The sequence below is a fragment of the Halomonas sp. genome, from assembly GCF_031581305.1.
In the GTDB taxonomy this organism is placed as follows: domain Bacteria; phylum Pseudomonadota; class Gammaproteobacteria; order Pseudomonadales; family Halomonadaceae; genus Halomonas.
The window spans coordinates 5,033-13,894 of record NZ_JAVLBC010000079.1; the positions used below are offsets into that span (position 1 = coordinate 5,033).

8 protein-coding genes are annotated in these 8,862 nt (G+C 67.2%); 2 read left to right on the plus strand and 6 right to left on the minus strand.

Annotated features, from left to right (window positions below; all coding sequences use genetic code 11):
- Window positions 1–731, plus strand: a 731-nt coding sequence (locus tag RI841_RS08400; protein WP_310705139.1) for an alpha/beta hydrolase, incomplete at its 5' end; no start/stop codon positions are given.
- A 201-nt stretch (window positions 732–932) separates the two neighbouring features.
- Here the strand turns inward: RI841_RS08400 and RI841_RS08405 are convergent.
- The 5 genes from RI841_RS08405 to RI841_RS08425 form a co-directional block, all read right to left on the minus strand.
- Complete coding sequence (locus RI841_RS08405; RefSeq protein WP_310705140.1) at window positions 933–1,613, minus strand: ABC transporter ATP-binding protein; 681 nt, start codon at window positions 1,611–1,613, stop codon at window positions 933–935.
- Between the two features lies 1 nt (window position 1,614).
- Entirely contained in the window at window positions 1,615–2,358 is a 744-nt protein-coding gene (locus RI841_RS08410; RefSeq protein ID WP_310705141.1) for an ABC transporter ATP-binding protein, read from the minus strand.
- Complete coding sequence (locus RI841_RS08415) at window positions 2,351–3,373, minus strand: branched-chain amino acid ABC transporter permease (RefSeq protein WP_310705142.1); 1,023 nt, start codon at window positions 3,371–3,373, stop codon at window positions 2,351–2,353. The genes RI841_RS08410 and RI841_RS08415 overlap by 8 nt, the downstream gene beginning before the upstream one ends.
- The gene (locus RI841_RS08420) at window positions 3,366–4,286 is read right to left on the minus strand and encodes a branched-chain amino acid ABC transporter permease (protein WP_310705143.1); all 921 of its coding nucleotides are present in this window, start codon (window positions 4,284–4,286) and stop codon (window positions 3,366–3,368) included. The genes RI841_RS08415 and RI841_RS08420 overlap by 8 nt, the downstream gene beginning before the upstream one ends.
- Before the next feature lie 265 nt (window positions 4,287–4,551).
- Window positions 4,552–5,694: an ABC transporter substrate-binding protein gene (locus tag RI841_RS08425; RefSeq protein ID WP_310705144.1), complete on the minus strand. Its 1,143-nt coding sequence runs from the start codon at window positions 5,692–5,694 to the stop codon at window positions 4,552–4,554.
- Between the two features lie 283 nt (window positions 5,695–5,977).
- Between RI841_RS08425 and rsd the strand changes: the two genes are divergently transcribed.
- Window positions 5,978–6,478 carry a sigma D regulator gene (rsd, locus tag RI841_RS08430; protein ID WP_310705145.1) on the plus strand — a complete coding sequence of 167 codons (501 nt, stop codon included), beginning with the start codon at window positions 5,978–5,980 and terminating at the stop codon, window positions 6,476–6,478.
- A 115-nt stretch (window positions 6,479–6,593) separates the two neighbouring features.
- Here rsd and RI841_RS08435 read toward each other — a convergent pair.
- A partial coding sequence (locus tag RI841_RS08435; RefSeq protein WP_310705146.1) for an efflux RND transporter permease subunit occupies window positions 6,594–8,862 on the minus strand: 2,269 nt, incomplete at its 5' end.

Below are 8,862 nucleotides of genomic sequence, written 5' to 3' on the forward strand. Positions count from 1 at the left end.
TGACGCTCGATCTTTCCTACGGACCGACGCTCGCCGAGTGTCTGGATCTCTTCCAGGCCGAGGGTGTGGGGGAGGGCGAGCTTGCTCCCTGCCACCTCTTCTTCCACGGCGGCTACTGGCGCTCGCTCAGCCACAAGGAGTTCAGCTTCGTGGTCGATGGCCTGGTGGCGTCGGGCATCACGGTGGGGGTGGTCAACTACGCCCTCTGTCCCACGGTGGCGTTCGGCGAGGTGGTGCGCCAGGCCCGGGCGGCGCTGGCGTGGGTATATCGCAACGCGGGGTCATTGGGTGTCGACCCTCACCGGCTCAGTGTCTCGGGGCACTCCGCCGGCGGACACCTCTGCGCCATGCTGCTGGCCACGGACTGGGAAGGCACCTATGGCCTGCCCGACGACCTCATCTGCGGTGCCCTCTCGATCAGCGGTCTCTACGACCTGGCGCCCTTCCCCTGGTCATGGCTGCAGCCCAAGCTGCAGCTCACCGGCCGCGACGTGATCGACTACAGCCCGGTGCGGCTGCCCTGCCGCGTTCCGGCCGGGGTGCGACTGGTCGCCGGCGGCGAGGAGTCCAGCGAGTTCGCCCGCCAGATGCAGGCCTACGCCGAGCACTTGCGCGGGCAGGGCATCGGCGTCGAGTCGAGCGTGCTGGAAGGCGATGACCACTTCTCGCTTCTCGACCACTATCGCCCCGGCGGGCGCTTCGTCGACGAGATCACCGCCTTCCATTCCTGAGCGCCTCAGTCCATTGAAGTGTGGGCTGTGGGGAATACCCACACGTTGCAAGACGATGGCGGCATTTTTCCCCGCTTATCCCGGTGGCAGACCCAAAGGGTCTTGCCCGGTGCGCTGTCGCTTACCGGGCCTACGCAGGGGAGAGGATGAGGGGGATGTAGGCCCGATAAGCCAGAGGCGCATCGGGCATGGGTCGCCCCCCTATACACCCAGATAGCGGTCGCGGACACCGGCGTCCAGCGCCTCGGGCGGTCCCGTCCACACCGTGAGGCCCTTCTCCAGGATGGTGCAGCGGTCGACGACCGGCAGCAGTTCGCCGAGTGACTTGTCGACGATCAGCGTCGATTGACCCTGCGCCTTGATCAGGCGCAAGGCCGACCAGATCTCCTGGCGGATCACCGGCGCCAGGCCTTCGGTCGCCTCGTCGAGCACCAGCAGCCGCGGATTGGTCATCAGGGCGCGGCCGATGGCGAGCATCTGTTGCTCGCCGCCGGAGAGGGTGGCCGCCATCTGGCGACGCCGCTCGGCAAGTCGCGGGAAGAGGCTCTCGACGCGCGCCCGGGTCCAGGGACCGGGACGGGCGGTGACGATGAGGTTCTCGCGCACCGAGAGGTTGGGAAAGCAGCGGCGGCCCTCAGGCACCAGCCCCAGGCCGCACTGGGCGATGCGGTAGGTCGGCAGGCGCCGCAAGTCCTGCGACTGGAACACGATGCGTCCGCGCCGGGCCGGCGTCAGGCCGAACAGCGAGCGGATGGTGGTGGTCTTGCCCATGCCGTTGCGCCCCATGAGGGCGACCATCTCGCCGGCCTCGACCCGGAGGCTGACGCCGAACAGCGCCTGGGAGGGCCCGTAGAAGGTCTCGATGTCAGTGATCTCGAGCATCTCAGTCTCCCAGATAGGCGTCGCGGACGCGCGGGTCCCGGCGGATGGTCGCGCTGTCGCCATGGGCGATGACGCGGCCCGCCACCAGCACGGAGATACGATCCGCCAGCCGGAACACCGCGTCCATGTCATGTTCGATCAGCAGGATGGGTACCTCCTGCTTCAGGGTCTCGAGCAGCTCGGTGAGCCGCGCCGAGCCCTCGGGGCCGAGGCCTGCCATGGGCTCGTCCAGCAGCAGGGCCCGCGGCTCGAGGACCAGTGCGCAGGCCACCTCCACCTGGCGGCGCTCGCCGTGGGAGAGCGCCGCTACCGGCGTGTCGGCACGGTGAGCGAGGTGCATGCGCTCCAGGGCCGCGTAGGCGGGGGCCAGCAGGCTCGGGTCGCGGGCCACCGGGCGCCAGAAACGGAAGCTGTGCCCCTGCAGCGCCTGGGCCCCGATCATCACGTTGCGCAGCACGCTGAGGGGTTCGGCCAGGCACGAGACCTGGAAGCTGCGTCCCAGGCCGAGCCGGGCCCGCCGGGCGACCCCCAGGGCGGTGATGTCATGCTCCCCCAGCCGGATCTGCCCGGCATCGGGCCTCAAGCTGCCGGCGATCTGGGCGATCAGCGTCGATTTGCCGGCGCCATTGGGCCCGATCAGGGCATGGATCTCGCCGGACCTGAGGTCCAGCGAGACGTCGTGGGTGGCCTGCAGGGCGCCGAAGCGCTTGTGCAGGCCGGATATCGACAGCACGCGCTCACGCATGGCGCTCGCTCCCGGCCAGCCAACCGATCACGCCCTGCTTGGCGAACAGCACCACGCCCAGCAGTACCAGGCCGAGGAAGAACTGCCAATATTCGGTCACTCCTCCCAGTAGGGTCTCCATCATCACGAAGAGGATGGCCCCCGCGAGCGGCCCGTAGAGGCGGCCGACACCACCCAGGATGACGATCACCATCAATTCGCCGGAGAGGTGCCAGCTCAGCATGGAGGGGCTGACGAAGCCATTCAGGTCCGCGTAGAGGGCACCGGCCAGGCCGGTGATCATCGCCGAGATGACGAAGGCCACCAGGCGGATGGGGAAGGGCGAGATACCGGCGGTGGCCAGGCGGGTCTCGTTGAGCCGCGCCATGGTCAGGGCGGCCCCGAAGCGTGATTTCATCAGCCGTGAAGTGAGCGCCAAGGAGAGCACCAGGCCCGCGAAGCAGATCAGGAAGAAGCTCAGAGCATCGTTCGTATCGACCCCCGGTAGGGTATTGCGCAGGTAGATGGGCAGGCCATCCTCGCCCCCGTAGTCTGGCCAGGAATTGGCGAAGTAGTAGGCCATCTGGGCGAAGGCCAGGGTAATCATGATGAAGTAGACCCCGGTGGTACGCAGCGAGATGGCACCGATCGCCAGGGCGAGCAGGCCGCAGAGCAGCACGGTTGCCAGCCAGATCACCAACATGTTGTCGCTGCCGGGCAGGCCCATGACCAGGCTGCCGTCGAACGCATGATAGGCGCTGATGCCGGTCACGTAGCCGCCCAGGCCGAAGTAGGCCGCATGGCCGAAGCTGATCATGCCGCCGTAGCCGATGGCCAGATTGAGCCCCACCGCGGCCATGGCCACCAGGGCAATGCGGGAGGCGAGGTTGACGTAGTAGACCTCGCCCAGCAGGTGAGCGGCGACGGGGGCCAGCAGCATCAGCGCCAGCAGCGTGCCGTGCACCAGGCGCCGGCGGTCCAGCCAACGGTTCGTGCCCTCCACGGCGGGGGTGGTCGTGGTATGTAGCTTAGTCATGGTCGGCAAAGAGTCCCTTCGGCTTGAAGGCCAGTATCACCGCCATGAGGATGTAGATCAGCATGGCGGCCAAGGCGGTCCCCGCCCCCGCGGCGTCCGAGGGGCTCATGAACTGGCCGAACAGGGCGGGAAGGAAGACCCGGCCCAGGGTATCCACCAGGCCGACCAGCAGGGCACCGAGCAGGGCGCCCTTGATCGAGCCGATGCCGCCGATCACGATCACCACGAAGGCCAGAATCAGCACCGGCTCGCCCATGCCCACCTGCACCGATTGCAGGGCGCCCACCAGTGACCCGGCCAGGCCTGCCAGAGCGGCGCCCAGGGCGAATACCAGGGTGTAGAGCCGCCGGATGTTGACCCCCAGGGCACCGATCATCTCGCGGTCGCTCTCGCCAGCGCGGATGCGCATGCCCAGCCGGGTATGCGCGATGAGCAGGTAGAGGCCGGCGGCGACCACCACGCCCACGGCGATGATCATCAGCCGATAGACGGGGTAGCGGGAGCCGCCGGGCAGGGCCACCGACCCGGTCAGCGCGTCGGGCGGGCTGAGCCACAGCGGCGAGGAGCCGAACAGCCAGCGGGTGCCCTCGGAGAAGATCAGGATCAGCGCGAAGGTGGCCAGGACCTGGTCGAGGTGCTGGCGCCGGTAGAGGCGGCGGATCACCACAAGCTCGACGATGGCGCCGGCGGCGGCCGCCGCCAGCACGCCGGCGGTCAGTCCCAGCAGGAAGGAGCCGGTCGAGGCGGTGGCCAGGGCGGTGACATAGGCCCCGACCATATAGAAGGAGCCATGGGCCAGGTTGATCAGCCCCATGACCCCGAACACCAGGGTCAGGCCGCTGGCCATCAGGAAGAGCATGGTGCCGAGCTGCAGGCCGTTGATCAGTTGCTCGATCAGCAGGGTAACGGACACGTCGGGCATTCTCTAAGAAAAGCGTGAGTGGTGGGCTTAAATCTGCTTATTCGCAGACTGGAGTGATGCTGTTCTTTTGGAAAGGAAAAAGAACAGCATCCTGTGGGAGCGATCTTCAGATCGCGAAAGAAGGCCGGAGGCCTTCCTGGCAGTAGGCACTAAGCCCAAGGCGCCTATCGGCGCCATTCGTCGAGGCGTCGAACCGGCAATGAATTGCGCTCCCACAAGGGTGCTTCTCCTCCTTAACGCCAAAATGCGATGCGCCTTACATCCGGCACTGCTCGGCATAGACGTCCTGGATGTCCTCGACGGCGATGCCGACCAGGCGGTTGGTCGGCTCGCCGTCCTCGCCCTCGACCACTTCACGGACATGGATGTCCTGGATCGGATGGTGGTTCGGGCCGAAGCGGAACGCGCCACGTACCGAGTCGAAGTCTGCCTCGCGCAGGGCCTCGCGGAAGGCGTCCTTGTCGCTGGGGTGGGCCTTCTCCAGGGCACTCAGGATCAGGCGGGCCGTATCATAGCCCTGGGCCGCATAGAGGGTCGGGGTGCGGTCATGGGCCTCGCGGAAGCCCTCGACGAAGGCCTGGTTGGCTGCGTTCTCCAGGTCGTAGGCCCACTGCGAGGTGTTCATGGCGCCGATCGCGGCGCTGCCCACCGCCTTGATGATCGTCTCGTCGAACGAGAAGGCCGCCCCGAACACCGGCATATCCACCCCGGAGTTCTCCCACTGCTTCATGAAGGAGATGCCCATGCCACCGGGCAGGAAGAAGAACAGGCTGTCGGCCTCGCTGGCACGGATCCTGGCGATCTCGGCGGCGTAGTCGGTCTGGCCCAGCTGGGTGTAGATCTCGTCGATGACCTCGTCATCAAAGAGGTGCTTGAAGCCGGCCAGGGCATCGGTGCCGGCGGGGTAGTTGGGCGCCATGATGAGAGGCGCCTCGAAGCCCTGCTCGCGCATGTAAGCGCCCATCGCCCCGTGCAGGTTATCGTTCTGGTAGGCCACGTTGAAGTAGTTCTCGTGACACATCTTCCCCGCCAGGGCGGAAGGACCGGCATTGGGCGAGAGGTAGAAGGTCCCCTGTCGAACCACGGAGGGCACCACGGCCATGGCCAGGTTGGACCAGATGATACCGGTCAGGATGTCGACCTCGTCGCGCTGCATGAACTCGTTGGAGAGTGTCTTGGCCAGGTCGGGGCGGCGAGCGTCGTCCTGTATCAGGACCTCGATGTCGCCACGGTCCGCCTGGTCGATGGCGAGCATGAAGCCGTCGCGGACATCGACGCCGAGATGGGAGCCACCTCCCGACAGGGTGGTGATCATGCCGATCCTGACCTCCTCGGCCTGAGCGGTGGCCACGGCGGTTGTCATCAGCAGGCCAAGGCCGGCGCGGGTCAGCTTGTTCATGGGAATCCCCTCCAGTGTCCTGATGGTGTGACGGTGGCAGTGCATCGGCGGCTGCCTGAGAGACACGTTACTACGAATCCCTCGATGACCTCTCCACGCTCTTCCTGCGGTGCCAAACGGTTGCGTGCCCTGCCCATCCTCGCGACCAGGCTGCGGCGACTCAAGCAGCGCATCGACACCGTGGCGGCAACGGGATTGACAGCGGGCCCGGCAGACGCGAGTCTGGCCTTCCGCGGTTCGAGTTCCCCGAGTTGGTTGGCCGCATCGGGCAAGGGAGGCACCCATGCTGGAAGACTGCAAGAATGCCCTGGAACGCTGGGGCGGCGTGCATGAGCTGATCGATCGCTGGCTTCACGAGCGTCGTGAGCTGCTGATCCACCTTGCTGCGCTGAAACAGGCCTGCGATGCCGAGCTCGAGGCGGTCAACAAGGCGCGCATCGATGCCTTCAGTGAACTGCTGATGGACTATATCAGTGCCGGCCACTTCGAGGTCTATCCGCAACTGCGCGAGGAGGCCAAGGCCTTCGACGACCACCAGGCCCTGGAACTCGCCGATCGCCTGCTCGAGCGTCTGGAGTTGTCCACCGAGTTGGTGCTCTCCTTCGATCGCGACTATGACAGCTCCAGCCGTGCCCAGCACCACCTGCGTCGACTCCCCGCCTGGCTCGACCGCCTGACCCGGGGTCTCAGCGAACGTTTCAGCCTCGAGGACCAACTGATCGCCCGCCTGCATGCGGCCCATGCGCCGGATGCCGCTCGCGCCGAGTTGCGCTCGGAGCTATAAGCTTGAAGCTTGAAGGCAGCATGTTACCCCCGTAGCCCGAGTCAAGGCTTTTCTTCCAGCTTCAAGCTTCCAGGAGCGAAGCGACGCTCTTCCAGCTCCCGGCGCAGCCGGGGGCTTACGGTCTACGGCGCAGCCGGGATTCCAGCACCAGCATGCAGGGCGTGAGCAGCAGGGTCAGGCCGGTGGCGAAGGTCAGGCCGCCGGCGATGGCGCTGGAGAGCTGGGTCCACCACTGGGTCGAGGGCGCACCCAGCCCCAGGCTCGGGGTCATCAGATCGACGTTGACGCCCAGCACCATGGGCGCCAGTCCCAGTACCGTGGTCACGGCGGTGAGGAGTACCGGTCGCAGGCGCAGGCCCCCGGCCTCGAGTGCCGCCTCCCCCGGCGAGAGTCCGTCGTCGCGCAGCTGGTTGTAGGTGTCGATCAGCACGATGTTGTTGTTCACCACGATGCCCGCCAGGGCGATGATGCCCATGCCCACCATGACGATGCCGAAGGGCTGGGCATTGGCGAGCAGGCCGAGCAGCACGCCGGCGGTGGAGAAGACGATGGCAGACAGCACCAGCGCCGCCTGATAGAGGCTGTTGAACTGGGTGACCAGGATCAGCGTCATCAGACAGATCGCCACCAGGAAGGCAGTGGCCAGAAAGCGCATCGCCTCCTGCTGGTCCTCCTGTTCGCCGGCCACGTTGACCCTCACCCCGTCGGGAGGCGCCTCCATGGCGGCCATCAAAGCCGCCAGGCGCTCGTCGGGGCGGTGCTCGGTGGTGACGTCGGCCTCCAGGGTGATGGCCCGGCGCCCGTCGATGCGGTGCAGGGTGCCCACCTTGGGGGCGGGTTCCAGCGAGACGAAATGCGAGATCGGCACCTGTCCGCGGTGGGTATTGAGGCTCAAGCGGCCCAGCTGGTCCAGCGAGCGGTCGCCCCGCGGCAGACGCACCCGGATATCCACCTCGTCGTTGACGCCGGCGGGACGGTAGCTCGCCACCTGCAGCCCGGTGGTGATCAGCTGCACGGCACTGCCTACGCTTGCCACGTCGGTGCCGAAGCGGGCAGCGGCCTCGCGATCCACCTTCACTCGCCACTCCACGCCCGGCAGGCTGCGGTTGTCCTCGATGTCGCGGAAGCCGCCCAGTTCGCCCATGGTCCGGCGCAGTGCGGTCACGGCCTGGTCGGCCAGGGCCGGGTCCTCGGCGCTGACCTCCAGCACGATGGGCTTGCCGCCGGCTGGCCCCATTTCCTGTTCGCGGAACTCCAGCTGAATGCCCGGCAGGTCGCGGGTGCGCTCGGCCATCTCGGCCAGGATCGCGCTGGCCGGGCGGCGACGCTGCCAATCGATCAGCTGGAACTGCAGAACGCCCACGACGTCGCCGCCGAGCTGCTGGTTGGGTACAGCGAAGGAGCGCGCATAGAGCGCCTGAACCTCGCCCATGCCGGCGAGGCGCGACTCGACCCGTCGCACCACGGCGTCGGTCTCCGCGGCGGAAAAGTCGCCCCGCGAGCGTACCAGCACCTGGGCGGTATCGGGTTCGACGCTGGGGAAGAACTCGATACCGTGGTTGAAGCGGGCGTAGGCGGTGTAGATCAGCGCCACCAGCAGCAGGGCGACCAGCAGCGTCAGGCCCGGCCAGGCAAGCAGGCGGGCCAGCAAGGTCCGGTAGAGCCGTCCGCCGGCGGTGACCCGCTCGCTCTCCCGTGAGGCAGCGGCGCTGCGCGCGCCGAAGACACCGCCCAGGGTGGGCAGGAACACCAGCGCCATGGCCAGTGAGGCGAGCAGGCAGAGGATCACCGTGATCGGCAGGTACTTCATGAACTGGCCTACTACGCCAGGCCAGAACAGCAGCGGCACGAAGACCGCCAGAGTGGTGGCGGTGGAGGCGATCACCGGCCAGCTCATGCGCGTGGCGGCCTCGATCCAGGCCTCCCGCGGCGGCTGCCCCTGACGCAGGTGGCGGTCGGCCAGCTCGCTGACCACGATGGCGCCATCCACCAGCATTCCGGCGACCAGGATCAGCGCGAACATCACCACGATGTTGAGGGTGTAGCCGAGGGCCCAGATCAGCAGGATGCCGGTGAGGAAGGCGCCGGGGATGGTCAGGCCCACCATCAGCGCCGAGCGCACGCCCATGGCGGCGAGGATGAGTACCAGGACCAGCACCACCGCGGTGACCACGTTGTTGAGCAGCTCCGAGAGGATGTCACGCACGGTGTCGGACTGGTCGAGGATGGTGGTGATCTCCAGTGCGTCGGGTAGCAGGCTGGCCGACTCGTCGAACAGCCCCTGCACTTGGGCCACGGTGTCGATGATGTTGGCACCGGCCCGCTTGGAGATCTCCAGCACCAGGGCCGGCTGGTCGTCGATGCGGGCGAAGCCCTCCGGGTCC